The sequence below is a fragment of the Pseudoalteromonas sp. RW-H-Ap-1 genome (genome assembly GCF_048318575.1).
In the GTDB taxonomy this organism is placed as follows: Bacteria; Pseudomonadota; Gammaproteobacteria; order Enterobacterales; family Alteromonadaceae; genus Pseudoalteromonas.
Window position 1 is genome coordinate 3401217 of record NZ_CP166996.1, and the last position, 25949, is coordinate 3427165.

The following is a 25949-nucleotide window of genomic DNA, read 5'->3' on the forward strand; positions in this document are numbered from 1 at the left end:
GCACAAAAAAACCACAATTAAGTGGCTTATATTCAGTAATGGTTGAGAGGGAGGGATAGACTTACTTACATCCATGTAACCAATCGCTACGCGACGCTTGCAGCGGCCGAAACTGTTCCAGACATTTTATCGAACCCTGTCGAGAGTTCTCACCCTCCCAATTAGCGGCAAAGCTTATTTTTGGGCACAAAAAAACCACAATTAAGTGGCTTATATTCAGTAATGGTGGAGAGGGAGGGATTCGAACCCTCGATAGAGCTACAAACTCTATACTCCCTTAGCAGGGGAGCTCCTTCGGCCACTCGGACACCTCTCCGACGCATTATTCTGCGTATTATTAATCGGGATAAAGCCAATTAATAAAAATAAGTGGTGGAGAGATAGGGATTTGAACCCTAGAGGGGCTATAAACCCCTGCCGGTTTTCAAGACCGGTGCATTCGACCACTCTGCCATCTCTCCACGTCGTGATGCAGGATAATACTTAGGAGAGTAGTCTGTGTAAATAGCAAAAAGATCGTTTGCTTAAAAAGTGAGCGTAAATGCGGTTTTTTTTATAAATAATGAAGATTTAAGGTGATTTTTAGCTATGAGGTGGCTGGCAGCAAACAGGAGGAGCTAAAGAAGAGTCTTCATTAGAGGTTGGGTGTTTGCTGCAACAATACAAAATCATGGTTGGGTGATTATTTGTATTGAATTGCACCGCCAAGTGCTAATTTTTTTCCGTAACGGTTAAGTTTAGCTAGCATTTTTGCTTTGCGATTAGTTGGCTTAACGGCAACGTGAGTTGTGGCTGTTTGGTTAAGTGTATTAATTGGGTTCATTTTATTCGCTCCATGGTTGTGTCTGTTGAAAACATGTGCATTTTGCACGCAGGGTGGTTAAAAATAAAGCGATAAAAATTACTGGTGAGGTATTAGTTTTTTTAATCCGAAACCGTTTTATTAATTTGTCGTTTAACTACTGGTTTATTATTTTTTGTATAATTATTCATCTGGGCTCATTGCCGTGTCGCTTTTATATGGGGTCTTTTCGATTTTTTTGAGTTTAAACTGTTTATGAAAAGAGTTTTTTGAATATTTATTCAGATTAAATTATTTTGTATTTGTTGAGCTTAGTTTTGCTTTATTCAAAGATTTAACATGTTATTTATAGGTGGTTAATTATTTATCAGATAAGAGCAGTAAATAAACGATAAAAAATAGTGTTGCGAAGTTTTTAAATTATAAAAAAAGTGCCTAGGTTACTAGGCACTTTGGAGTTAGTTGCGTTTTAAAGCGCTTCTAACTGGGGAGCGCACCATCTCATGGATATAAATCTAAAAAGATGGGTTTAATTATATTTGCAATTTGGGCTTACAATCATCAGCTTGGGCGGTATTTTAAGTGATCTAGAGCGAAGCGAAGATTATACTTTGGTTTGTATTTTACTATGAAGCCACAAAACAATGCTGCACAGCAAGAGTAGATCCGCTCAACAGTCTATTATTTGAGTTAAATGGTTTTAAATAGGGTATAAAACGCAAAATGCGGCATAGCTTAAAAGCAAATGCCGCAAAGGGAGATTAATGTGGGGTATTACTCTATTAATGCTGTTTAATAGTAAATAACTCATAACCCTTAAGTGCAGGAACTTGGGCGGTTAGTTGCGTTTCTTGTTGCGCTATTGCAACAAAATCACCACATAATGAATTTGCACGCTTTTCAAGTGTTTTGGCATGCAGCTCTACTTTTTCTTCTATTTGTGCGCCCATATTTTCCATGCGCTCTTCAAATGCTTGCATGTCACCGCCTGAACTCATTAACTCAGAGCCCAATGCCACTAAAATGCTGCCCATTGATTCCATTACTGCTGATTCAACCGCTGTTTCTATTTGCTTTTCAAACTGCTGTTCAAAGTTTTCACCAAATTGAGTAAAGCTTTGTTGGCCCATTACAAAAGTACCTTGCTGATAAAAGGTGCTTTCGACTTCTTGATGAATATCGTCCATTAAGGTTGAAATATTATCGAGGCCGTCAATATTAAACGCATTAGCAACTTCTTCTAGTGCCACACCTGCAATTTTAACCCCTTCAAGGGCTATATTAGCCACTTCAGGTAATTGCACGCGTAAATTGTCAGTGTAGTCGGTCATTGCTTGGCGCTGTGCACTATTTAATGCTACTTGCTCGCCATTGATAGACAGCTTACCTTCAGCGGTAAATAACATGTGCTGATTATCGGCTTTAAAAATTTCTAACTCATTGGGTTTGATGCGTACATCATTCTTAAATTCAACGTTACATTCATCGTTACTAAATGAAATTGAAGAGTCGTTCGTGTTATGGGCCATTGCTAAAGGGGTGCACATTATTGCGCTAACTAATAATAATTTTTTCATGTTTATTCTCTGTTTTTTGCTGATGATAATTAACTTATAACAAGTTTGATGCCAATTATTTTTAATATTTAAAAACAATGAGTTGAGGTTTTTTCAATACTACAAAGCTGAAGGTGAATTCATTGTAAATGCTAAAATATGGTCAAAATAACCAATAATTAAATGCTAATAAATAAAATTTATCGATACGATAAAAAACTCTCACTTTCCACAATTCAAATTTAGCGCTATTTATTCACAATACTGACACAGAGACTATTTAGGATAGCGATGTGGCTTTATTTTGACGTAAATTTTTACAGTGAATTTATGTTGAACATTTTAATTTCACCAATTATCGCGATATAAAAATCGGAGGTTGGTCTCAAGCACTTTATGGAGTGGGTTGTGGGTAAGACATTTAGTTACGATGCGCTAGATGATGATTTTGTTGAAGACGAATACGAAATGGTCGGGCGTAATCAACACGACAAGAAAAAGCAAAAGGTAAAAAGAAAGTTAGAGGATTACCTTGAGCAAAAACGCTTGCGTAAAAACCTAGGTGAAGATGACTTAAACGATTATATTGATTAGGTTTTCGCTAGTACAAATAAGCGCTATAGTTGGCAATAAAGAGGCTTTGGGCCTCTTTATACTTTTTAGCGGTCAAGCTTTAGCTGCGAGCAATGCTTTTTCAATTACTTTTTCTAGTTTTTCAGGTTTGGTAATGGGCGCAAACCGTTTAATGGGTGTGCCATCTGCCGCTACTAAAAACTTAGTGAAGTTCCACTTAATTTTTCTTGTTAAAAACCCCGGTAGTACAGATTTTAAATAGCGAAAAACTGAATCTGTATGTTGGCCATTTACATTCACTTTTTCTGCGACTAAAAAATTAACCCCGTAATTTATTAAACAACCTTGCGCTATTTGCTTAGCGTCACCAGGCTCTTGTTGACCAAATTGGTTACATGGAAAGCCTATAATAACCAAACCTTGGCTTGCATATTTTTCGTGTAATGCTTGCAATGATTCATATTGATAAGTTAATCCACATTCACTTGCGGTATTCACTATTAATACAACTTTACCTTCAAACTCTTTAAAGTCGATTGGCTGGCCTTGCAGACTAGTAGTCTTTAGTTGATGGAATGGGTGCATATAAATACGCTTATTATTTGTTTATTTTGCATAGTCTAACCTTTGTGTGATGATCTACAAAATCTAAGTCACTTCTAGAGCGCTTGCTGCTAATTTAAAATTAAAAACAGCCCCATTCCGGCCAAGGTCGTTAAGTAAATATTATGGGTTTTGTAAGCAACAATAACAGCAACGATAGCTGCACTGAGATAAGGGGTTTGCCAGTTTAGGTTTATACCCTCGTCATTTATAAATACAATTGGCACCCAAATCGCCGTTAGTACCGCAGGTGCACTAAAGCTTAAAAATTGCTGCATTTTTGGCCCTACTTTAAATGGTAAGGCGCGGTGTAAGAATAAATAGCGAGTAAAAAAAGTAATACATGCCATTAGTAAAATAGTGGTCATCATCTTTTGGCATCCTTATTTTGCACTAATCGGGTAACAACGTAACCTGCGCTCATTGCTAGAAGCGCAGAGCATACTAACCACAATTCAAAGCCTGTGCTTTTTAATAAAGTGGCACTGATCCCTGCAACAATAACAGTGACTAAAGTAGCTAAGTTTTTTATCCCTGGAACTACTAAGGCAATAAAAGTCGCTGCAATTGCAAAATCGAGTCCTAGATTGGTGAGGTCTGGGAGCATAGTACCGGCTACAATGCCAATCAGGGTCCAAATATTCCACGCAATATAAAAGCTAAAACCTGCGCTCAATGCATAAATTAAACGGGTTTTAGTACGATAGGCGCGCGGGTGGTGCGAAAAAGCAAATAGTTCATCGGTTAATACAAAGCTGACAGGCAGGCGCCAACGCATGGGTTGCTCAATTACTTTGTGACGAACCGCCAAGCCATATAAAAAGTGGCGAGAGCTAATAATAAATGTGGTAAATAGAATGGTTAGTAGGGGGTGTTACCAGCAATGAGCTCTATTGCAACCAGCTGTGCCGAGCCCGCAAATACTAGTAGTGACATGGCTTGAGTTTCAAGGGGAGTAAAGCCGTTTTGTATTGCCAACGAGCCACATAAGATACCCCAAGGAATAACCGCTAAACACAGCGGTAGCATATCTAAAAAGCCTTTTAATACTGGTTTTTTAATTGACTGCATGTGTTTGACTCTGTGCATAGGTGGAAAGACTCATCGGGATACCTTAATATTGAGAAGCTAAAATAGTTAGCGTTTTAGATGATACTTTTTTTAGGGAAGGTGCAATGTTTAAGGTAAAAGTGTGGGATGGCTTTGTAAGAAGCTTTCATTGGTTATTAGTATTGAGTATTGCTGCGCTTTATTTTAGTGCAGAAGAGGGCATGATCGAACTTCATTTTGTGGTTGGCTTTTTTACTTTAGCGCTTATTTCAACACGAATTATATGGGGCCTATTTGGCAGTAAAACAGCAAAAATATCGGCATTACTGCACTCTCCTAAATCGGTGCTTGCTTCTTTTGCTGGCAAAAAAACAAATGAGGTGGGCCATTCTGCACCTGGTAGCTATATGGTGTTATTATTTTTTATTCTGATCATAGCGCAGCTAGTAAGCGGTTTAATGAGCAGTGATGGTATTTTAACTGATGGCCCGTTAGCGCAGTATGTATCGAGTGACACGATTGATTTGGCCAATTGGCTGCACCATATCAATTTTGATATTTTATTTTATGCGATTATTTTGCATGTTGTGGCTATTATTGCTTACAAAATTAAAGGCAAGCCTTTGGTCAAAGCAATGATCACCGGCAATAAAGCACTAGCAACAAAAAGCTCAGAACCAGAGACAAAGTCACCGTGGATTGCATGGGTTATATTTTTGCTACTACTAGTTTTATTAATGAGTACATGGGGAAGTGAGCATTTAAGTTATTTGCTTAGCTAAAAAAATGGCGCTAATACAGCGCCATTTTTGTTTTTATTAACATTATTTACTAGTCTTTGAATTGCTTATGGCAATCTTTGCACCCTTTAGCCCACGCACCAAACGCTTTACCAATAACAGCTTTGTCACCTGTTTGAGCTGCTACAGCAAGTTCATCAGCATATTGTTGAAATGCTGTCGCTTTTTTCATAAAAGTATCGTTTTCAGACCATACCGCAGAAAGTGCTGATGTATCACCCTTGTCAGTGCCTGCGTAAAAAGCTTCCCAAGGCATTTTAGATAATGCCGCTGCGTTATTTGCACGCTGCTTAAATTGCTCTGCATCAAAAGGAACTTTACCTTTAAGCATGGCACCCATATCGCCTATTTGAACTGAAATCATAGAGAACGCAGCTTGGCGATACTCAATCGCATCACTCGGCTCTTTAAATGCAGAATTTGCAGACACGCTAAGTGCGCATGTAGATAGTAACGCCCCGATAAATACTTGCTTCAATTTCACTTTACTCTACTCCTTTGACGGTTATTTGATTGTATTTGTATATTAGCTAACGCTTTAATTCAAGTTAAAGCGATGTCTCTAGTCGTTTATATCAATATCAGCAAATATCATTCCTCGACGCATACTGCGGGTTGCCAAAAAAACCTCGCCAAGTAATGACATAAATGCACATATTAGCAATGCCATGGCACCAACAAAACAACTACCAATAGTGACACCTAAATTAATCGACTGTATGTGCGATAAAAATAACAGCATAACCACGGCACATACTAATAATGCGCTTAAGACACTTAAGCTGAAGGCTATGTGGATACATCGAGAACGTTTTAGGAGCGCTCTTAATTCTGTGGTTAAGGATAAGTTAAACTCCTCATCCGTACTAACTTTTAATTTTCGTTCTAACTGTCTGGCCCTGTCTGTAATACGTGCTAAACGGTTGGATAGCACCCCAAGTGTTGCTGCAATACCTGTAATTAAAAAAACAGGGGCAACGGCTGTTTGAATGACTTTAGCCATAGTTAAAATATTAATTACATCATTGTTCATTTTTTTCTCAGTGTTTACATTTTTGTTTACATTTTTTTACAAAGTTGGCTGCTTCTTTTTGGTGTTTTAAATCAGTTGTTTACGCTATTTTTGTAAGGTGTTCTGTTTTTTATGTAATTTTAATGTAGCAATGCTGTTGCTCATACAAAGGTTGGCGTTTTATATTCGGTTACATAGCCAAAGAATTAAATATAGCAAATACAATAATACATAACCTATCTTAGGGGAAACAATGTCTAACAATATAATTAAAAGAACAGCAATCGCGACAGCTGTATCAAGTGCACTTGTGGCAACGATTGCTAATGCTGCGACTTTGCCTGACGCTACAATGACCAATAAATACGCAGAGCAAATTAAGGAAATAGCTGCTGATAAAAAAGCACCTTCTGCACATATGATCGTTCTTAAGGCAAAAACGTCTGTCGATGCAGTTGCTGCTGGGACTTACCAATCATCTTCTAATCGAGAAATAACGGCGCAGATTGAGCAGCTTCAAGATATGATGACTGTTGAGTTAAATAGCTTAGATTTTAATGCAAAAGTAATTGGTAAAACTAAAATTTTAGCGCCAACCTTAATTGTTCAAGCAACCCCAGAAGCGTTAGCTCAAATTTCAAAAGATGATCGCGTTGCTAAAGTTTTACCAATGTTCGATCGAGAATTACATGTTGCTGCGAGCTCTGAATATATCAATGCTAAACCACTTATTACTGATGGTATTGCAAGTGGTAAAGGCCAACGTGTTGCAGTGCTTGATACAGGTATTGACTATACGCATGAGGCGTTTGGTGGTGAAGGTACAGTTGAGGCTTACCTAGCTGCACAGGCTGATCCAACTTCAGTTGCATGGCCTCAAGGTATCGTGCAAGGTGGTTACGATTTTATTCGTGATGATGCAGATCCTATTGAAAATGACGCGGCTAACTCTCCATCAACGGGTGATCCAACAGATCACGGTACATCATCTGCAAACTCAGTAAACGGTATTGCACCTGATGTTGAGTTATATGCATATTCTGTATGTGGTGGTGGTTGTCCAAGTGCAGCACAAGCAGCAGCATTAGAAGCGGCAATGGATCCTAACGGAGATGGTGATATTTCAGACCGTGTTGATGTGATGAACATGTCTCTTGGAGGTGAGTTTGGTGACACTTACACTGGTGGTGGTACACAATACTTAGTTCAACGTGCAGTTGAATTAGGCGTAAATATGGTCATTTCTGCTGGTAACGATGGCGACAACCCGTTCCGTATTGGTGGTCCAAGTACTACACCTAATGCACTATCTGTTGGTGCTATGACTCACCCAACAACTGAAGTTGGTATTGCAACAGGTACTGTTGCAGGTGTTGAAGGTAATATCCAGCCATCAAGTTTTGGTCCGCAAGAAGCGTTTACAATTTCAGGTGCCGATATTGAACTAGTTTATCCTGAAACAAACGCAGATGGTTGTACTGAATTTGCCGCAGATGTTGATTTTACAGGCAAAGCAGTATTAATCGACCGTGGCGCATGTGCATTTACTCAGAAAGTATTGAATGCGCAAGCTAAAGGTGCTGAGTTTGTAATGATTGCAAACAACAACGATGATGGTACTCCTGCACCTATGGGTGGCTTTGATGCTGCAGTTACAATAAAAAATGTAGGGGTTAACTTTGCTGCAGGTGCAGCATTAAAAGCTCAGTTAGCTGCTGGCGGTCCTGCGACGTTTGATATCAGCATTGAATTGAAAACAACAGCGGGTGCGGTTGCTACATTCTCATCGCGTGGTCCTTCGATGGATGGCTTATTAAAACCAGAAATTACAGCGCCAGGCACAAGCATTGATGTAGCAGCATCAGGTACTCAAACGGGGACTAATCCTGTGTCGGGTACGTCATTCTCAGGTCCAATTACAGCCGGTGCGGTTGCTATGATCCGTGAAGCACATCCAGAGCGCAATGCGTTTGAGATTAAAGCAACAATAATGAATGCTGCGAACTTAAATGTAACCAATGAACCTCTTGATATAAATCCTGACTCAGAGCTTGCACCAATTAGTATGATAGGTGCTGGTTTGGTTGACGTTACTAAGGCGGTTAATCTACCAGTTGCGGCATGGGTGCATGACGGAAAGTTTGATACTAAACAAGCTGCGCTTTCTTATGGTTTAGTGAGCCTTGCAGAAACAGGCTCTATCACTAAAACGGTAACCGTTAAGAACTTCTCTGCAGATGCAAAAACTTATAATCTTCGCACAGAAGCGCGTTATCAAAGTGATATTGATACTAACGCAGTTAGTTGGGATTTCCCTGAGTCTGTAACAGTTCCTGCAGGTCAAGCGATTAACTTTGATATTACAATGACGGTTGACCCAACTAAATTACCTGTATGGGAATTGGAAAACCCATTCAGTGCAGATGACATTGCAGCAAGAAGTGCAGCATTAACATCAATCGAATTTGATGGTGCGTTAGTATTCGATGATGCATCTACAGATAGCGATCATGATTTACACCTTGTTTATCATGCAATGCCAAAGGCGGCGACTGAATTAAGTTACTCACCTGAAGTTGTTAATAATGAAATGGCATTAGTTATTGAAAACACAGGTCAAACAGAAATTACGCCTCAAGCTGAAAGTGTAATTGCAGTGGGAACAGAAAAAACAATTGAAGAGGCTGAGTTTAATATCCTGTCTACTACTTTCTCTGCGTTTAATTCAGAAGCGTGTGATTCAGGTGTATTTATAACTTCTTCCATTCAATTGCGAGATCCATTAACACATGTATTCCAAGCTGGGTACAGAGTTGAAATCGACACAGATAATAACGGTGTCTCAGATCAGTATATGCAAAACTATAACGATCGTGGTCGTCAGACTGCATTCCCTGGTCGTAGTCGTACTCTAATTGGTACAACTGATGGTGCGGGTAATGATACATTGGCATGGGCTACTCCGCTTTACCATGCGGCAGGTGAAGATACAATTACCTTCTCTGGTTGTTCTGAGTTGATGAATATTGATGCAGCAATGATTGGCGAGCCAATGAACTTTAAGGTATCAGTGGGCTACCCTAGCTATCAAACAGGTGTTTACTTTGAAACTGATAGCGTAACAGGTTCAACGGTATTTGGTGTACAACCTCAGGTACAGATTACTTCACTTGAAACGGGCGAAGCAGTTTCTTCAATTATGCCAGGAGAGAAAGCGGTTGTTTCTGCAAGTGGCCCGTTTGCACTATCGCAAGGTTCAGGCACTAACCTTATTAAAGTTATGGCAGCTGAAGACCTAGAATTACCAGACGTTGAAGCACCAAAGCTGGTTGGCGGTGAGTTTAGTGTTTCAGAAGATGCAGCCGATGGAACTGTGATAGGTGCGCTTACTATTGAAGAGTCAGAGTTAGATTTGGCCATTTCAGAGTATTACGTACAATCAAATACAAATATTGGTCTTGCTGTTGATGCAGATGGACAAATTGTGGTTGCAGATACAACTTTATTAGCAGGTGATACATCTGCAGAAATGGAAGTTGTTGCTATTGATGTTCGTGGTAATGTATCTGAACCTGTAATGGTAGCGGTTAGCATTACAGCGCAAGTAGCACCTGTTGTTACTCCAGAACCAGCGAAGAAAAGCTCTTCAGGTTCACTAGCTTGGCTAACATTACTAGTTGCACCGTTTGCATTTATGCGTCGTCGTAAGCAAAAGTAATATACTAACTTAAATGTTTATAAAAGGGAGCTTCGGCTCCCTTTTTACATAGCTTCACAAACTAAATCTCTGTGCTGTTAAATATTAGGTATATTTAACAAAAATAAAAACTACAGAGATTCTAATCAATGAAACACACTCCATTTGTTCTTACTTTTATATCCTTAGCTATTTTAGGAGGGTGTAATAAAGCCCCTGACGCTGAGCAATCAGCAAAGGTTGAAAATGTAGCTGCTCAAACCGAAGTCATGCCACCGATTGCGAAGAAAGTGCCATATGAAATGACAATCCATGGCGACACTCGCATCGATGATTATTACTGGATGCGTGATGATGAGCGTAAAGCTCCTAAGGTGATTAGTTATCTTGAGGCTGAAAATGCTTACACAGATGCAATGCTTGCGCATACTAAAACACTGCAAAGTAGTTTATTTGAAGAGCTTAAAGGGCGAATTCAAAAAGATGATGACACTGTTCCAGTAAAAGACGGAGAGTACTATTACTCGTCGCAAACTCGCGGCGATAACGAGTACGCTACTTACTTACGCAGTAGTGATTTTGCAGGCACTGATCAAGAAGTTATTTTAGATGTAAATGAATTAGCTAAAGGCCATGACTATTTTGCGGTTAGTGGCCTAAATGTAAGCCCAAATGATAACTTAATGGCGTATGGTGAAGATACGGTGAGTCGCCGTGTTTACAATATAAAAATTAAAGATTTAAGCACTGGTAAATTACTAGAAGACACGCTTGAAGGCACTAGTGGTTATGTTGTGTGGGCGAACGATAATAAAACTGTTTATTACATTAAAAAAGATGCGCAAACCTTACTCGGTTATCAAGTTTATCGTCATACGCTTGGTACATCACAAAGCGATGATGAGCTTGTATACGAAGAAAAAGATACGAGCTATTACACAGGTATGAGCAAGAGCAAAGACGGCTCAGAAATTTATATTTGGCATAGCAGTACTGATGCATCGGGTTTGTCAGTACTGAGTGCAAACGATGTAAATGCTAAGCCAAAGCGTTTAATTGAACGTGAAGCCAACCTTGAATACAGCATTTCAAAATTAGGTAATACTTATTACATTGTGACTAATTTAAATGCGGTTAACTTTCAGCTTATGAAAGTTGATATTGATAAAGCCGGTGATAAAGCAAATTGGCAAAGTGTGATCCCTGCTCGCGAGGATATTAAACTCGAAGACGTTGAGTTATTTGATGACTACTTGGTATATCAACAACGTGAAATGGGTCAATCAACACTGATTGCGCGTAATTTAACATCAGGCAAAGAGTTACCACTAAGCTTTAACGACAGTGCGTACACCATTAATGCGTACGGTAATAACGAATTAAACAGCGATACGCTACGTGTGTATTACACCAGTATGACGACGCCGGGTTCATCTTATGATGTTAATTTGGCCACTGGCGAAAAAACATTATTGAAGCAACAAGCAGTATTAGGTGACTTTAACGCAGAAAACTACGCGTCTGAGCGTATTTTTGTTACAGCACGCGATGGTGTAAAAGTACCGGTGAGTTTGGTGTATCGAAAAAAGCTATTTAAAAAAGATGGCACTAACCCATTATTGCAATACGGCTATGGTTCGTATGGTGCAACAATGGATCCTAGTTTTTCTTCTGCACGATTAACGTTGCTTGACCGTGGTTTTGTATTTGCAATTGCCCACGTACGTGGTTCGCAAATGTTAGGGCGCCCGTGGTACGAAGCGGGTAAATTACTCACTAAAAAGAACACGTTTAACGACTTTGTAGATGTTACTAAGTCATTGGTAGCCCAAGGGTATGGCGATAAAGAGCAAATTTTTGCCCAAGGTGGCAGTGCTGGTGGTTTATTAATGGGCGCAGTGGCAAACCAAGCGCCTGAGCTATATAAAGGTATGGTGGCTGCGGTTCCATTTGTTGATGTGGTTACTACTATGCTTGATGAGACTATTCCGCTTACAACTAACGAGTATGGCGAGTGGGGTAACCCTAACGAGAAAGAATATTACGATTATATGTTGTCGTATTCACCGTACGATCAAGTTAGTAAACAAGACTACCCTAATATGTTAGTAACAACAGGCTTGCACGACTCACAGGTTCAATATTTTGAGCCAGCAAAGTGGGTTGCAAAACTGCGTGACTACAAAACAGATGATAATAAACTACTATTTAAAATAGACATGGAAGCCGGCCATGGCGGTGCTTCTGGTCGTTTTAAACGCTTAGAAGATGCCGCGTTAAATTATGCATTTATGCTTGATTTAGCCGGTATAAAAAAATAGCCACCCCCAAATTCAACTAAGTAATGAGCCAAGGCGTAACGTTAAGTTACGCCTTTTTTTGTGGCAAATTAAAGCTAAACATAGTGCCTTTGCCTATCTCACTTTGAACATTTATTTCACTGTCCATAAGCTTTAATAGTCCACGGCAGATAGCAAGCCCTAACCCACCTTGTTGACGGCCCGCTTTATTAGAATTACTAGCTTGGTAGTGGGGATCAAAAATAGCTTGTAACTCATCGTGTTTAATACCGACTCCGGTATCCGAAACTTGCACAAATAATTGATAGTGGTTACTTCGTCTTACACTAACCTCAATACTGCCCCCAAGGGGAGTATGCCTAATTGCATTATCGATTAAGTTACTTAAAACGCGCTCAAGTTTGGCTATGTCGGCGATGACAGGGAAGTCACAAATTTCTGGCTCAACCGATAAATTAATGCCTTTTTGTTGCGCAACAATACTAAACTTAGCAATACAATCGTAAATGAGCTCTCCTAGGTTAAATGTTTCTTTATTAATGTTTATTTGGCCATTTTCTAAGTGAGCAAGTTCAAAAATTTGCTCTATAAGTTGCTTTAGTTGCCCACAGTTATTTAATGAAACTTGTAAGTATTCTTGCTGTTCTTGTTTACTTAGTTTGTCACCTGACTGATTTAACACTTCTAAAAAACCTTGTAGAGAAGCTAGTGGTGTTCGCAGATCATGGGAGAGATGAGTAAGCAGCTCTTTACGTTGTTTATCACCTTGCTCAAGTGCTTTAAATTGCTCGTTTATACGCGTTATCATCGCTTGAATACTTCGAGCTAGGCTGTGGACTTCGTTGCTTTTTTGATTTGAATAGTGACTTAGTTTTGTATCGGTTAGGCTATAGTTAGTAGCCTCAATATTGCTCACATCTTTTGCAAGACGTTGAATAGGGCTTGTGAAAAATCGCAGTAGAATAAGCATCGCAATAAATAAAAAAACGAGTGTTGAACCTAGCCATATGGCAGCCACTAATAACGAGTCGTTACTTTTTATATTATTGAGTGAGGTGTCGTATGCCTCACCACCAATAATTATATATAAATACCCTTGTAATACATTGTTGTTAAATACAGGCGCCACAGAAAATATTTTTTGTTGCTGTGGGTCTCGTGGGTTATCACCATAAATAGGTGTTGTATTTGGGTTGGCAATCAGCTTTTTTAGCGGCTCTAAATTAACGTGTGAGCGCTTTACTTTTCCGGGTTCTGCGGAGTAAGTCAATATTTTTCCGCGTTGGTCTACAAAGTAAAATTCAAAGGCAGGGCCTAACAGCATTAGAGTATGAAACAGATTTTCAAGGGCTTCGTAATCGTATACGCCTTCTTTTATTAATGGATTGTCTTGTACTAAATGTTCAGCCAGTGCTAAATGTAAGTTTTGTTCGCCATGATGTTTGGAGTTGAGTTCTAATTGTTTACTCCAGCTATAAACCAGCGCACAAATAAAACAAAAAATAACGGCTAACGACACTGCTAATTTTTGGTACAAAGAAAGTTTCATAATAAAAATCTTAATTAAGTTGGTTTGGGTTGAGTTTGTATCCCACACCCCAAACGGTTTCTATAATGGGGGTTGGTTGATGTAATTCGAGCTTTGCGCGCAAGCGATTAATATGCGAATTAACCGTATGTTCGTAGCCGCTGTGTTGGTACCCCCATACTTTATCGAGCAGTTGTTGGCGGCTAAAGACATGATTTGGGTGACGTGCAAAGTACACAAGCAAATCAAATTCGGTGGCGGTTAGGTTAATTGCCTGTTCTGCTAAGTACACTTGATGAGAGTCAAATTCAATGTGTAGCGAGCCAACATAAAGCGTTGTTTCGCCCTTAATCGTATTCTGGTTAGTATTTTGGCTCGCGAGCAATTGTGCTCTGTGTCGCAGTTGGGTTTTTACTCTGGCTTGTAGTTCACGTGCAAAAAAGGGTTTACAAATATAATCGTCGGCGCCCATTTCTAGGCCAATAACTCTGTCCATATCGCTACTTAGTGCTGTTAGTAAAATCACTGAGATAGTTGGATAGTGTTCTTTTATTTTACGACATAAACTCAATCCATCCATTTGCGGAAGGTTTATATCCAGTAAAATAAGCCCGTAAGATTGTTTAGCTATTTTTTTCAAAGCCAGTTCAGCACTTACAACATGATCCACATGTAAATTTAGCGATGTAAGCTGTGTGGTAATTAATTTACCAATTTCTCTGTCGTCTTCAACTATGAGTAACTTTTCATGGCGCATCATTTATCCTCGTAAAAAAGGGGGCTTCCGTGCTCCCCAACTTCCCCATTAAAAGCTGGTATATCGAGGTTGATATTGATAAACGAATTACTGAGTGCGGGTAATAACCACTTTTGCTAATGGGTTATCAAATTTATGTTCAGGGCTAAGCACTGAGCTAGACAAGCCATCTTCATTTGTAACTACACCTGGGTGTCTTGCTACAAAATTAACATCATCACGGGCTTCATTAAAACCTTCTCCGCCATCAGCAGGACCGGGTATCGTACCAGCTGCTTCTGTATTTGCTTCAGTACCTGCATCATAAGCAACGGTAGTGCGAGTTAAAGAGTCGCCGACGGCTAATGAAGATACATCTAAAGCACTAAGACCGGTAAACCCATCATTTGTATTCACCATCATAGTGGCAAGCGACAACTTAAGTGCCTCAAATGAGTCCGTGGTTAATGTAATCGTGGTATTAGCACCAGGTCCAACAAGACCTTCGCTTGATGCGTTGGCTATGGCGTTTTCTAATGCAAGCAGTTGGCTGTTATCGCCTCCTTCAGCTATTGTTTCTAATGCAACTGAGGCCGCATTGCCAATTTGCCAAAGAGTGCCTTCAGTGTGTGCAATAACAGCAATAGGCGATAGTGGCTGCCCCGCGGTTAAATTGCTGACGGTAACATCAAATGTATAGCTTACATGCTCAGGAGTTGGCGGTGTGACAACCTGAACAGGTTCGTTTCTGTCGTTATCGCCACAGGCTGCAAGTGAGGCTGCAAGTGAGGCTGCAAGTGCAACAACCGCGATGCTTTTTTTAAGTTATTTAAAGATGCCATGATAACGCTCCTACTTAACCGTAACGGTTAGCTTAGCCACTGGGTTTAACCATCTGTGAACCGTATTACTTAAATCGCTATTACCTGCGGTTAAATCGTCGTCACCTAACGTGCCTGGGTGAATATGCACGTTAATATTGCTATCGGTACTTGTTAAGCCAGCGCCGCCTGTGCCCGCATCGCCACCTGGGGCTGCAGGAATACCTGGCGTACCCGGTGCACCTGAGCCATCAACAACGAGTTCATTATTGTGCTCAGTGCCTGCATCGTATGCATTTAAGTAAACAGTATAAGTGCCTGCTTCGGTTGGAATTTTCCAGCTATCCAGGCCAACAAAGCCATCGTTTGTAGGCAGTAACATAGCGGTTACCGAGAGGTAATCATTACCATCGGTTGTCATTAGTGTGGCCATGGTTGATGATGAAGGTGCTAATAGGCCTCCTGCTGGGTTTGCAGCCATGTCGCTACCTGCTGCAGTCGCTTGTGCCATTAGTTCTGTAATATTGCCACCTTCAGCCATTGTTTGTAATGCGGTAGAAGCTTCAGTTGCAACTTCAAAAAGCTTATCTTCGCTGTCGTGTGCTGTAACTAGCAGTGGGGTAAAGTGAATGCCTTGGGTTAGGTTGGTTATTGCTAAGTCTAACTCTGCAGCTATGGCTGACTGGTTAGCTACCGCTAAAAGAGTTGCAAGTGTAAATGTTGAAGCTTTCATTTTTATTTCCTGTATGTGATGATTCGAGATAAGTATTGAACAATCGTCTCCAAAAACTCTCACAAACTTATCACTTTTTTATCACAGCAATTTAGGTTGTGATTTTTTACAAATAAATAGATAAGTGGTGTTATATACCTGTGTATAATTAAACCGGATTATAAAAATTAAAGGATTGTGCTATGGAAGAAAATCAAGAAATTAAAGTCGTTAATAAAGATGACCGCACTTGGGCAATGCTATGTCATTTAAGTGCATTAGCTGGGTTTATTGTGCCATTCGGCTCTGTGTTAGGTCCCCTTATTATCTGGCTAATTAAAAAAGATGAAATGCCTATAGTTGATATACACGGTAAAAAAGCGCTTAACTTTCAAATTACTATGGCTATAGCTTACTTTGTGTGTTTTTTACTAATTTTTGTAGCTGTTGGTTTACTACTGTTACCTATGGTCGCTATTTTTTCATTTGTGATGGTGGTTATCGCAAGCGTAAAAGCCAACGATGGCAAAGAGTTTAATTACCCACTTAGCTTAAATTTAATAAAATAAGCGTTTTGATTTACGTTAAAAAGTCGTTCAAACCCAGCTTAATGGCTGGGTTTAGTTTTTAGTCACAAGGGAACAATGCTCTATATAACATTATTTTTTACAGCATTTATATCGGCTACGTTATTACCTAGTTCGTCTGAAGTATTAATGGGTGGGATGATAATGCAAGGTAATACTAACTTATGGCTACTTTGGTTTGCAGCAACCTTAGGCAATGTATTAGGCAGTTGTGTTAATTATTGGCTTGGAACACAAGCATTACGCTTTAAAGATAAAAAATGGTTTCCAGTTTCTGAAAAAGGGCTCAAAAAAGCGCAAAAGCAGTTTAATAAATATGGAATATATAGCTTACTGTTTGCGTGGTTACCTATTGTTGGCGATCCACTAACCGTTATTGGCGGCGTGTTTAAAGTACGTTTTAGTATGTTTTTAGTGCTGGTAACACTTGGCAAAGGGCTACGTTATATAGCTGTAATAGCCCTTGCCGTTGGATTATTTGTGCCAGTCGAGAGTTAGTGACACAGAGTCTGCAAAGCGCAGCGCATGGGGTTTATCCACCCGGGCTTTGGCGTAATTTACACTTGGGTGCGAGTGGCAAACAGCAAGAATTTCAGCAACTAGTTTTTCTAACAATAAAAAGTGGCCTTGTTCAACTAAGCTAATTACTTCTTTAGTAATTACTTTGTAGTTGAGTGCTTGCTCTACTTCATCTGTTTCACAAGCTTGATCAGCCGGATAATGAATTTCTAAATTAATGACTACATCTTGTTTTTTTTCACGTTCATCAGGATTAAAGCCAATAAATGTGCGTAATCGTAAGTTAGTTACATTAATTATTGCGTTAGCCATAGATTATCCTTTGATCAGCTGTAAAAACTCATTACGTGTTTTCGGATCGGCTCTAAAGTTACCAAGCATAACCGAAGTACGCATACTTGAGTTTTGCTTTTCCACGCCACGCATCATCATACACATGTGCTTTGCCTCAACAATGACGCCTACACCTTTGGCACCGGTTACTTCCTCAACCGCTTTGGCAATTTGATGGGTTAGCTGTTCTTGAATTTGAAAACGGCGAGAGAACATATCCACAATACGTGCAAACTTAGACAAACCTAACACTTTGCCATCAGGGATATAAGCAATGTGGCAACGACCAATAAATGGTAATAAATGATGCTCACACATAGAGTAAAGCTCTATATCTTGTATCAATACCATGTCGTCAGCATCTGAGGTAAATACTGCATTATTAGTGATTTCGTTAAGCGTTTGGCGGTAACCTTGAGTTAGGTACTCCATCGCTTTTGCAGCGCGTTTTGGAGTGTCTAGCAACCCTTCACGTTCTGCATCTTCACCGACTGCGGTTATAATTTTTTGATAGCTCTCTTTTAATTCGTTATGCATAAGTTTCTCGTTTATTTAGATGACTTACTTAAGATGGCGACCACCATCAACAGGTAAAGCACGGCCTGTGATGTAATGGCTGTTCAGTAGTAGGTCGATACTATTGATAATTTCTTGGCATCCAGGTTCGATACCCATTAATGATTTTTTCAAAGTTTTAGCGCGGTACTGTTCATCATCATGTTGGTTAAAAATAATTAATGATGGTGCGACTGAGTTCACTTTAATATTAGGTGCATATTTAGCACTAAATGATTTGGTTAAGTTATCCAAGGCGGCTTTGCTGGCTGCATAGGCTAAGTGTTTTGGGCTGCCAGTTTCCACTACGTAATCAGTTAGATGAATAATGTCAGCGGGCTTAGCGTGAGACGCCTGATAATTTAATAGTAAATCTGCACAGCGTAAGTTTACCAAGTACGGTGTTTTTGCATGAATGCGCATCATATTGTCAAACAGCTGTTCAAACTGAGGGTTGTTAGCTTCACAGTCCCAGCTTGATGCATTATGAATTATCGCGCTTAGTGAGTCAGTCTGTGCTTTAAGTAATGTAATAAAAGTATTAATACCCTCATCAGAACTAAAGTCAGCATAAAGACAAGTCGCCCCTTGTTGCTCTAGCAAATCTACAGCTTCATGGCGGGTACGATAAGTAATAATAACCGCTTGCCCTTGGGCTATAAAGTGCTGTGCAAGCGCAAGCCCTATACGTTGTCCTGCACCAGTAATCAAAATCGGGGGTGTCATAAAATATAAAACTCTCTTTTGGCAAGCGCTAAGGTTAACCGTTAAAATTTAAGCCACTTATTTTTACGCCATGTTTACGTAAAATATAAGCGGCTCGATCAGTTAAATCACACTTATAGTATTGATTTAAAAAGCATCGTATATTGTTGGAATAGGCTGGCGCTTGTGTTGTGTACGTTGGTAAATTGCAATCAACGTTTGTTCTACATGTTCTGAAACCGGTTTACCTTCTAAAAAGTCATCTATTTCTTCATAGCTTAAGCCAAGCGCTTCTTCGTCAGTTAAACCTGGTCTATCACTTTCTAAATCGGCAGTAGGTGCTTTTTCAACTAACAGTGCTGGCGCGCCTAATGCTGTTGCCAGTGCTCTTACCTGACGTTTAGATAGGCCAAACAAAGGGGCTAAGTCACAGGCGCCATCGCCAAATTTAGTATAAAAACCAGTAATATTTTCGGCGCTATGGTCGGTACCTACAACGAGTCCTTGGCAAAATCCAGCAATTTCATATTGTGCAATCATGCGTTGGCGTGCTTTCACATTGCCTTTAATAAAGTCTATTTTTTCTTGCGTTGGCAGTGGCAGTTTATTTCCAGCTAAAGTTGCCATTGTTTGCTCATGAAGGGCGTCGGTTGCAGGCTGAATATTAACAGTCATACGGGTGCTGGGCTTAATAAAATCAACCGCCATTTGTGCTTCGCTTTCATCTGCTTGCACTCCATACGGTAAACGCACCGCAATAAATTGATACTGCGTGTCTTGGTGCTCTTGATTAAGCTCATTAACAGCAAGTTGGCATAATCGGCCACAGGTTGATGAGTCTACACCACCACTAATACCCAGTACCAGTGAGGTTGAGTGTGCGGCTTCTAAACGTGCTTTAATAAAGCCTACTCGGCGTTTAATTTCAGCGTTAACATCAATACTAGGCTGAACTTTCATTTCAGCCATAATTTCAGCGCGCATGGCCCGCTCCTTAAAGTTAAAAAGTTTTAATGCTCAAAAAAGAATAGCTATTATGTGATTTCAAATTACACAATTAAAGCCCTATATACTCTTTTATTTTTTTAAGTTCAGCTTTTAGTTCGTTAATTTCAGCAAGTAGGTCATTGAGCTCTTGGTTTTTTAACTCGTCTGTAATGGTTTGTGTTGCTATTGGCTCATCGTTCTCTGCAGAAGGTGCTGCAAATAAATGGATATAACGGCTATCACGCTTACCAGACTCACGGGGAAGTTTTTTAACATGGCTATTTTCAATCAATTGTTCAAGCGATGCTTCAACGTCGTCAATACTGGTAAAGTCAGCTAAGCGAGCGCAACGGGTTTTTAATTCTCCGGGTGTTTGAGCTCCCCGCAATAATAATAAACAAATAATAGCGCGTTGTTGTGCGTTAAATTGTAAGTGGCTAAATTGTGTATTACAAAAGCGATGGTCGTACTTAGATACGCGGCCACAGAGACCTTCATCTTCTGTTACTAGGCGTAAGTCGATTAATTCGGCGATAGTAGTCTGAACTTGCTGTTGGCTTAATTCGAGCACAGGAGCACGGTTTGATTTTTGATTACAAGCATTCGTTAAGGCATTTAATGATAGCGGGTAATGTTCAGGCGTTGTTGTTTGCTTTTCCAATAAACAGCCAATAACTCTTTGTTGTTCAACTGATAACTGCATAGTATCCCTTACTTCATCGATTCTATTTTAAGCTTACACTGTTATTTAGCGCTAAGCCATTGTTGCAATTTAGCATGCATAGCAGGACCATCGAGAGGCTTACTTAAATAGTCGTTCATCCCGGCATTTAAACATTTGTCTTTATCTCCGCGCATTGCATTAGCCGTTAGTGCAATAATGGGGATGGTTCGATTCTCTTGACCCGCAAGGCCTTCTCTAATAGCGATAGTTGCTTGATACCCATCCATAATAGGCATTTGGCAATCCATTAAAATAATTTGATAAGTGTTTGCAGTTGCTCGGTTTAATTTGGTTAGGGCGTCTTTGCCATCTTCTGCAATATCAAAGGTAAGCTCAGCTTGTTTTAATAATGCACAGGCAACCACTTGGTTTACTTTGTTATCTTCTACAAGCAACACATGGCCTTTCGCTTTTTTTTGTTTATTAATCGCTGGAGGCAGCGCTAACTCTTTAGGTTGTGCTGCCAATGTACCTTTTACCAGCGTGTTATATAAATCAATAGCAGTGAGAGGTTTAAAAATTAAGGCTGCTTCATTGTTTCCATAAAATAAATTGCTTTTTGAATAGCTCATTGGGGCCATAATCAAAATGTGGCTTTTCACTAAAAAATGTTTCAACTTTTCAGCCAAGGGGTGTGCTACCGGCTCTAAAAAGCTTGTGTCAATAATTGCTACATCCGGTGGCGTTTGTTGATGATTACTTATATAAGTTTCAACCTCTTCATAATCACATACTGCACTGACATCTGCGCCCCATAGCATTAATTGCTTCTCGATGATGGTGGCATTCATCTCGCTATTATCAACAATGAGTATTCGCTTTGCTTGTATATGTTGGCAATCTAAATCAAATGCTTGGTCTATCACTGAGGTAATGCTAACTGAAAAAGCAAAGGTGCTGCCTTCATTAGGTGAGCTATTTACACTTACTTCGCCTCCCATGAGTTCGCACAGCTGCTTAACTATTGCCAAACCTAAACCAGTGCCGCCATATTGGCGCGTTGTTGATGCATCAGCTTGAGTAAAAGAGTCAAATAACTGTTTTTGCTTATCTAAACTAATACCAATGCCGGTATCAATAATCGCGCACTCTAAAGTTGTATTGTCGATAGTTTTTTCTATGGCGGCGGTTACCAGTACTTGTCCGTTTTGAGTAAATTTTACGGCATTGGCAATCAAATTATTTAAGATTTGTCGTAATCTATTTGGATCACACACAATCTCACTGGTGCTTACATGCGTAGTATCTAAAATTAATTGGGTGTTATTGCTTTCGGCCTTGAGCGCAAACGACTCAACAATCTCGCCGAGTAATTGTGGTAGATTAAATTGAATGCTTTCTATGTCTAACTTACCAGCCTCTATTTTAGAAAAGTCTAAAATATCATTAATAATCCCTAATAAAGATTCTGCTGACGATTGGGCAAGTTTTATATGATGACGTTGTTGCTGATCAAGCGAGGTCGTTTGAATGATATTAAGCATACCTAACACCCCATTCATCGGGGTGCGAATTTCATGACTCATGCTAGCTAAAAACTCACTTTTAGCGATCACTGCCTGTTCAGCAGCTTCTTTTGCCATGACTAGTTCTGCTTCGGTTTCTATGCGTTGTTCACTAGAATAAAGGCTTCCTATTAGTGCGCCGATAGCAATTAGAAAACCTTCTTCGTTTTGCGTCCATGCTCTAACGCTTGCTTGCTCTGCGCACACAACACCAATTGAGCCGCTGCCTGCGGGGATCATTACACAGAGCATTGCTTTAATAGGTGATGGCTCGAGGTAGCTTTTTGCTATGGGTGCGAGACAAGCTTGTTGCTGTGCGTCTTGGGCGCTAAAAACGGCTTTGTTTTCTAGGGTGGTAAAAAAGTCAGGGATGTCGTGCTGGCGCCAAGGCGTATTATTATCACTGTTATTTTGGCTATAACTCGCAATAGGACTCAGCTGAGTTTTGTGTTTATCAAACAAGCGGATACTCACTGTATTCACTTTAAGTGCACGACACACCGCACGAGTAATTAGCTCTTTTGATTCGCTTAATTTACCTTTTAATATGTGGTCGCTAATAGGTAACGACGCTAAGGTTTCATTAAAACGAGCTATTTTTTGATCTTCTATTGCTACCTTTTTACGGGCATCAATATTTTGTAGTGAGCCGAATATTCTGGTACAACGCCCATTTTTATGCTCGGCTTCACCATGTATGAGTGCCCAAATTACTTCGCCTTTGGCATTAATAACTTCCAGTTCGGCCTCGTAGCTTTCACCATATTTAACCGCCCTGGAAATTAGTTCAGCCGCCTTATCTCTGCTTTTACCTTCTTTAAAGTAATATAAATCGGATGACCATTTAGGTTGCTCATCTAAAGGGTATTCAAATATCTTTTTGGTCATGTCTGACCAAAACACCTGCTTTTTTTCTAAATTAAATGACCATGCGCCCACTTGCGCTAGGTTACTCATTACTTCGAGCATTTTTTCGTTTTCGTGTTCTCTATTGAGCATTTTTAAAAATAAAAAAAACGCAAAAATAAGCAAACTCAAAATAACAATAATAACGATACGTAACGGCCAGATAGACGACGATGCCGGCTGCCAGCCTGTTTTTGGCACTACATAGAGCTGCCAAGCTCCGCCTTGAAAGTTTAGGTTAAACTCAAGCGGGTTTTGGCTGGTAATTTCTGGGTCACCAAAGAAAAACTCACCTTGTTTACCTAACCCGTTGCGTCCTTGAATAGCAACGGTGTATTTTTCTTGTAATTCGAAAATCCCAGCGTTGTTATAGACTTTTTCTATATCGAGTACCACAGAAAGTAGCCCCCAAAAAGAGTGGTCTTCAGGTAAATAAACTGGCACTCGTGCAATCAAAGCTTCACTGCCTTGAACTAACGTGAGCGGTCCAGCCATTACAATAGTATTATTATCGCGTGCTTTAATAGCATCATCGCGTTGCGCTTTATTTTCTAAGAAATTGAGTCCAATGGCTTTTTCATTCCCTTTAAGCGGGTAGGTCATTGTAATGACCATATTAGGTGCAGCACCAATATTACGTAGTTCGTTCGAGGTATTAAACAGTGGAGCGGCAATTTGCCCAAAACGTGTTTGGCTTAAATTAGGCTCGGCAGCAACGGCTACAGCCAAGCCTCGTATTAACTGAATATTAGATACCAAAATAGCTTCAAGCTGAGCTCTGTAGGTACTTACTTGAGAAAGTACTTGTAAACGGTAAGCATCTTTTGCCCGATTATAATTAAGCCGTTCAAGCACTAAGCTTGTTATTGCAATTAAAGTGATTGCAAATAAAAAGGTAAGCTTAAAATTATAAATGGATGTGCTTTTACTTTTGCGCTGTTGCCACATAAGGTGTAATTAAATTGTTAATATAGAAAGCTTAACTATAGCTAACTAACACTAGAAACAAAAATGGCGCAGTTAAATATGCGCCATTTTCTTTTTAACTATAAACACGTTTAGATATTATGAATCACTAACTTCGCGTGCCCAATGATGCTGTTTCGCAACATGTAACTTGCGGTAGCCATCCAATAATGCGGCGTGCTTTTTAAAGCCTTCAAGCGATATGCCTGGGAAAGTTAAGCCGTTAAAGCGTGTACGACCTTCTGCAATCTCAATTGCGATGGTTACATTATTAGCGCCAAACATCAGTCCTAAGGCGTCTTGGTAGCTTGTATATTCACGTTCGTCATCGTATTTAATTTCTAAAATAGCTTTTAAACAACGGAAATGACGCATCGCGTCTTCATTAACTTGGCCGGTATGTAAAATCCAGTAAACCCAATCAATCGCTTCTTCGCTGCCTGCGGCTAAGCATAAGTGTGCTTTCAGTTCACCAATACGTAGAGTATGCCAAGGCGTATCGGCATCGGTTGCTAAGCCAATGAATTCAGCAGCGCGAATAATATCGCTATGACCAGCTTCTTCTAGGTTTTCGTAAATTTCCATCAGTTGCTCAGTGTCATATTGATCAAGTGATAAGAAAGTTTCGCGGAATTTAGCGCCTTCGTTGTTATTACGCCAAATAAGCTCATCTACCGGATAAATATCAGACATACCAGGCACTAAAATACGACATGCATACACATTTAAGTGGGTGTAATCCATGATGTAGATATCATGGCCCATGCTGTGAATTAAATCAGTACAGAAGTTATATTCTTGCTCAGTTGAACCACTAAAGTCCCAATGTACAAATTCAAAGTCTGCTTCAGAACGGAAAAAGTCATGAGAAATTAAACCGCTTGAATCAATAAAGTGCAGTTCAATGTTTTCAGGTGTGGCTACTTCGTCGTTGTCAAAAGTGGCAGGTTGAAATACGTCTAGTTGATCTAGGCGACGACCTTGCAGTAGCTCAGTTACCGTACGTTCAAGTGCCACTTCAAATGAAGGATGAGCACCAAAAGAGGCAAATACAGAGCCATCTACTGGGTTGATTAGCGTAACACTCATTACAGGGTATTTACCGCCAAGTGAGGCATCTGCAATACGTAAGTGGAAGCCATGGCTACGCAACTCTTCACAGGCTTCATGAATTTTAGGGTATTGTTTTACCACATCTTCAGGCACGATTGGTAAGCTAATACCTTCAGCAATAATGCGATTTTTAATGGCGCGTTCAAATACCTCAGATAACCCCTGTACACGGGCTTCAAATTTAGTATTACCAGCACTCATACCATTAGAAACAAAAATATTACCAATCACGTTCACCGGAATATAAATATCTTGGCCGTCGCGCTGGCGGGTATAAGGCACAGTACAAATACCACGCTCAAAATTACCAGAATTAAAGTCATAAAGGTGTGAGGCAGTTAATTCACGCTCAGGGTCGAAGTAATCCCATAAGCTTTCATCCATAATCCCTTGTGGTACTTCATCTTCTGCTACTTTAAACCACTTTTCGTTCGGGTAATGAGTAAAGTCACCATTGGCAAATTCTTCACCTAAGTAAAAATCAGCAAAAAAATAGTTACAGCTTAAACGCTCAAAATATTCACCTAGCGCAGAAGCGATAGAGGCTTTATCAGTAGCACCTTTACCGTTAGTAAACATCACACCACAGTCGCTATCTTTTATATGAACTGAATAACAGTTTGCTACAGGGTTAAGCCATAGCGCTTCTTCAATATTAATATTTAGCGCTTTTAGCTTGTTTTGCATGGTAGAGATAGACGATTCTAAATCGCGGTCTTTACCTTTAATAAATGTTTTTTCAGTCATTTTGATCTCAACTAGGTCTGCACAATACATGAACTGTGTATTATCGTGGATTTTGATGTTTATTTCACCCTTTACCCGCTTTTCGTAGCGTTTTTAATAGAACGATTATGAA

At 39.8% G+C, this 25949-nt stretch carries 23 protein-coding genes, 2 tRNA genes and 1 pseudogene; 6 read left to right on the forward strand and 20 right to left on the reverse strand.

All coding sequences use genetic code 11. The features are described 5' to 3' along the window. Positions 1–223: 223 nt before the first annotated feature. From AB8618_RS16145 to AB8618_RS16160, 4 genes are all read right to left on the reverse strand, one after another. Positions 224–316, reverse strand: a tRNA-Ser gene (locus AB8618_RS16145). Between the two features lie 54 nt (positions 317–370). Further along, positions 371–461: transfer RNA gene (locus AB8618_RS16150), tRNA-Ser, on the reverse strand. A gap of 221 nt (positions 462–682) precedes the next feature. Continuing rightward, complete coding sequence (locus tag AB8618_RS16155; RefSeq protein ID WP_010392563.1) at positions 683–823, reverse strand: hypothetical protein; 141 nt, start codon at positions 821–823, stop codon at positions 683–685. A gap of 761 nt (positions 824–1584) precedes the next feature. Next, complete coding sequence (locus AB8618_RS16160) at positions 1585–2379, reverse strand: YggN family protein (protein WP_413401040.1); 795 nt, start codon at positions 2377–2379, stop codon at positions 1585–1587. Between the two features lie 387 nt (positions 2380–2766). Here AB8618_RS16160 and AB8618_RS16165 point away from each other — a divergent pair, with 387 nt between their 5' ends. Next, entirely contained in the window at positions 2767–2952 is a 186-nt protein-coding gene (locus AB8618_RS16165; RefSeq protein ID WP_008108975.1) for a PA3496 family putative envelope integrity protein, read from the forward strand. Between the two features lie 72 nt (positions 2953–3024). Here AB8618_RS16165 and AB8618_RS16170 read toward each other — a convergent pair whose 3' ends face one another. The 3 genes and pseudogenes from AB8618_RS16170 to AB8618_RS16180 form a co-directional block, all read right to left on the reverse strand. Continuing rightward, positions 3025–3516: a glutathione peroxidase gene (locus AB8618_RS16170; protein ID WP_413401041.1), complete on the reverse strand. Its 492-nt coding sequence runs from the start codon at positions 3514–3516 to the stop codon at positions 3025–3027. An 89-nt stretch (positions 3517–3605) separates the two neighbouring features. After that, on the reverse strand, positions 3606–3905 hold the full coding sequence (locus tag AB8618_RS16175; RefSeq protein WP_413401042.1) for an AzlD domain-containing protein: 300 nt from the start codon (positions 3903–3905) through the stop codon (positions 3606–3608). Then, a pseudogene (locus AB8618_RS16180) lies at positions 3902–4605 on the reverse strand (AzlC family ABC transporter permease). Before AB8618_RS16180 ends, AB8618_RS16175 begins: the two are co-directional and overlap by 4 nt. Positions 4606–4709: 104 nt before the next feature. Here AB8618_RS16180 and AB8618_RS16185 point away from each other — a divergent pair. Next, entirely contained in the window at positions 4710–5366 is a 657-nt protein-coding gene (locus AB8618_RS16185) for a cytochrome b/b6 domain-containing protein (protein ID WP_413401044.1), read from the forward strand. A gap of 49 nt (positions 5367–5415) precedes the next feature. Here AB8618_RS16185 and AB8618_RS16190 read toward each other — a convergent pair whose 3' ends face one another. Then, the gene (locus AB8618_RS16190; RefSeq protein ID WP_413401045.1) at positions 5416–5868 is read right to left on the reverse strand and encodes a c-type cytochrome; all 453 of its coding nucleotides are present in this window, start codon (positions 5866–5868) and stop codon (positions 5416–5418) included. A gap of 78 nt (positions 5869–5946) precedes the next feature. Beyond that, positions 5947–6417, reverse strand: coding sequence for a DUF2721 domain-containing protein (locus AB8618_RS16195; RefSeq protein WP_008108981.1), 471 nt, complete (start codon positions 6415–6417; stop codon positions 5947–5949). Positions 6418–6649: 232 nt separating this feature from the next. Here AB8618_RS16195 and AB8618_RS16200 point away from each other — a divergent pair, with 232 nt between their 5' ends. Then, positions 6650–10114 (forward strand): S8 family serine peptidase, encoded by a 3465-nt coding sequence (locus AB8618_RS16200; RefSeq protein ID WP_413401046.1) that lies wholly within the window; start codon positions 6650–6652, stop codon positions 10112–10114. A gap of 128 nt (positions 10115–10242) precedes the next feature. Continuing rightward, positions 10243–12414 (forward strand): S9 family peptidase, encoded by a 2172-nt coding sequence (locus tag AB8618_RS16205; protein ID WP_413401047.1) that lies wholly within the window; start codon positions 10243–10245, stop codon positions 12412–12414. 46 nt (positions 12415–12460) lie between these two features. Here the strand turns inward: AB8618_RS16205 and AB8618_RS16210 are convergent, their stop codons facing one another. From AB8618_RS16210 to AB8618_RS16225, 4 genes are all read right to left on the reverse strand, one after another. Continuing rightward, complete coding sequence (locus AB8618_RS16210) at positions 12461–13942, reverse strand: sensor histidine kinase (protein ID WP_413401048.1); 1482 nt, start codon at positions 13940–13942, stop codon at positions 12461–12463. 10 nt (positions 13943–13952) lie between these two features. Then, complete coding sequence (locus tag AB8618_RS16215) at positions 13953–14678, reverse strand: response regulator transcription factor (protein WP_413402898.1); 726 nt, start codon at positions 14676–14678, stop codon at positions 13953–13955. 87 nt (positions 14679–14765) lie between these two features. Then, positions 14766–15470 carry a spondin domain-containing protein gene (locus tag AB8618_RS16220; RefSeq protein WP_418157355.1) on the reverse strand — a complete coding sequence of 235 codons (705 nt, stop codon included), beginning with the start codon at positions 15468–15470 and terminating at the stop codon, positions 14766–14768. A 39-nt stretch (positions 15471–15509) separates the two neighbouring features. Continuing rightward, the gene (locus AB8618_RS16225) at positions 15510–16211 is read right to left on the reverse strand and encodes a spondin domain-containing protein (protein ID WP_413401050.1); all 702 of its coding nucleotides are present in this window, start codon (positions 16209–16211) and stop codon (positions 15510–15512) included. 182 nt (positions 16212–16393) lie between these two features. On the opposite strand from AB8618_RS16225, the gene AB8618_RS16230 reads away from it, so the two are divergent. Then, positions 16394–16759, forward strand: a complete 366-nt coding sequence (locus tag AB8618_RS16230; RefSeq protein WP_413401051.1) for a DUF4870 domain-containing protein — start codon at positions 16394–16396, stop codon at positions 16757–16759. A gap of 75 nt (positions 16760–16834) precedes the next feature. Then, entirely contained in the window at positions 16835–17275 is a 441-nt protein-coding gene (locus AB8618_RS16235) for a YqaA family protein (protein ID WP_413401052.1), read from the forward strand. Here AB8618_RS16235 and folX read toward each other — a convergent pair. From folX to ycaO, 7 genes are all read right to left on the reverse strand, one after another. Beyond that, on the reverse strand, positions 17252–17608 hold the full coding sequence (gene folX, locus AB8618_RS16240) for a dihydroneopterin triphosphate 2'-epimerase (RefSeq protein ID WP_008108994.1): 357 nt from the start codon (positions 17606–17608) through the stop codon (positions 17252–17254). The genes AB8618_RS16235 and folX overlap by 24 nt on opposite strands. Positions 17609–17611: 3 nt before the next feature. Beyond that, positions 17612–18166, reverse strand: coding sequence for a GTP cyclohydrolase I FolE (gene folE / locus AB8618_RS16245; protein WP_008108996.1), 555 nt, complete (start codon positions 18164–18166; stop codon positions 17612–17614). A gap of 24 nt (positions 18167–18190) precedes the next feature. Continuing rightward, positions 18191–18910 carry a dihydromonapterin reductase gene (folM, locus tag AB8618_RS16250; protein ID WP_413401053.1) on the reverse strand — a complete coding sequence of 240 codons (720 nt, stop codon included), beginning with the start codon at positions 18908–18910 and terminating at the stop codon, positions 18191–18193. 126 nt (positions 18911–19036) lie between these two features. Next, positions 19037–19873: an ammonia-dependent NAD(+) synthetase gene (nadE, locus tag AB8618_RS16255; RefSeq protein ID WP_413401054.1), complete on the reverse strand. Its 837-nt coding sequence runs from the start codon at positions 19871–19873 to the stop codon at positions 19037–19039. Positions 19874–19946: 73 nt separating this feature from the next. After that, positions 19947–20579 carry a YceH family protein gene (locus tag AB8618_RS16260; protein ID WP_409424316.1) on the reverse strand — a complete coding sequence of 211 codons (633 nt, stop codon included), beginning with the start codon at positions 20577–20579 and terminating at the stop codon, positions 19947–19949. A 41-nt stretch (positions 20580–20620) separates the two neighbouring features. Next, a complete protein-coding gene (locus AB8618_RS16265) occupies positions 20621–23959 on the reverse strand; it encodes an ATP-binding protein (protein WP_409424317.1) in 3339 nt (1112 codons plus the stop codon). A gap of 117 nt (positions 23960–24076) precedes the next feature. Further along, on the reverse strand, positions 24077–25837 hold the full coding sequence (gene ycaO, locus AB8618_RS16270; protein WP_413401055.1) for a 30S ribosomal protein S12 methylthiotransferase accessory factor YcaO: 1761 nt from the start codon (positions 25835–25837) through the stop codon (positions 24077–24079). Positions 25838–25949 lie beyond the last annotated feature (112 nt).

What these genes read in the sequence shown, in the direction of transcription:
- AB8618_RS16185 (WP_413401044.1), top strand. Translation starts at nt 4,710, where the DNA reads ATGTTTAAGGTAAAAGTGTGGGATGGCTTTGTAAGAAGCTTTCATTGG.
- nadE (WP_413401054.1), bottom strand. Translation starts at nt 19,873, where the DNA reads ATGCGCGCTGAAATTATGGCTGAAATGAAAGTTCAGCCTAGTATTGAT.
- folE (WP_008108996.1), bottom strand. Translation starts at nt 18,166, where the DNA reads ATGCATAACGAATTAAAAGAGAGCTATCAAAAAATTATAACCGCAGTC.
- AB8618_RS16265 (WP_409424317.1), bottom strand. Translation starts at nt 23,959, where the DNA reads ATGTGGCAACAGCGCAAAAGTAAAAGCACATCCATTTATAATTTTAAG.
- AB8618_RS16170 (WP_413401041.1), bottom strand. Translation starts at nt 3,516, where the DNA reads ATGCACCCATTCCATCAACTAAAGACTACTAGTCTGCAAGGCCAGCCA.
- AB8618_RS16205 (WP_413401047.1), top strand. Translation starts at nt 10,243, where the DNA reads ATGAAACACACTCCATTTGTTCTTACTTTTATATCCTTAGCTATTTTA.
- AB8618_RS16260 (WP_409424316.1), bottom strand. Translation starts at nt 20,579, where the DNA reads ATGCAGTTATCAGTTGAACAACAAAGAGTTATTGGCTGTTTATTGGAA.
- AB8618_RS16225 (WP_413401050.1), bottom strand. Translation starts at nt 16,211, where the DNA reads ATGAAAGCTTCAACATTTACACTTGCAACTCTTTTAGCGGTAGCTAAC.
- ycaO (WP_413401055.1), bottom strand. Translation starts at nt 25,837, where the DNA reads ATGACTGAAAAAACATTTATTAAAGGTAAAGACCGCGATTTAGAATCG.
- AB8618_RS16235 (WP_413401052.1), top strand. Translation starts at nt 16,835, where the DNA reads ATGCTCTATATAACATTATTTTTTACAGCATTTATATCGGCTACGTTA.
- AB8618_RS16230 (WP_413401051.1), top strand. Translation starts at nt 16,394, where the DNA reads ATGGAAGAAAATCAAGAAATTAAAGTCGTTAATAAAGATGACCGCACT.
- AB8618_RS16155 (WP_010392563.1), bottom strand. Translation starts at nt 823, where the DNA reads ATGAACCCAATTAATACACTTAACCAAACAGCCACAACTCACGTTGCC.
- AB8618_RS16160 (WP_413401040.1), bottom strand. Translation starts at nt 2,379, where the DNA reads ATGAAAAAATTATTATTAGTTAGCGCAATAATGTGCACCCCTTTAGCA.
- AB8618_RS16195 (WP_008108981.1), bottom strand. Translation starts at nt 6,417, where the DNA reads ATGAACAATGATGTAATTAATATTTTAACTATGGCTAAAGTCATTCAA.
- folM (WP_413401053.1), bottom strand. Translation starts at nt 18,910, where the DNA reads ATGACACCCCCGATTTTGATTACTGGTGCAGGACAACGTATAGGGCTT.
- AB8618_RS16215 (WP_413402898.1), bottom strand. Translation starts at nt 14,678, where the DNA reads ATGCGCCATGAAAAGTTACTCATAGTTGAAGACGACAGAGAAATTGGT.
- folX (WP_008108994.1), bottom strand. Translation starts at nt 17,608, where the DNA reads ATGGCTAACGCAATAATTAATGTAACTAACTTACGATTACGCACATTT.
- AB8618_RS16200 (WP_413401046.1), top strand. Translation starts at nt 6,650, where the DNA reads ATGTCTAACAATATAATTAAAAGAACAGCAATCGCGACAGCTGTATCA.
- AB8618_RS16175 (WP_413401042.1), bottom strand. Translation starts at nt 3,905, where the DNA reads ATGATGACCACTATTTTACTAATGGCATGTATTACTTTTTTTACTCGC.
- AB8618_RS16210 (WP_413401048.1), bottom strand. Translation starts at nt 13,942, where the DNA reads ATGAAACTTTCTTTGTACCAAAAATTAGCAGTGTCGTTAGCCGTTATT.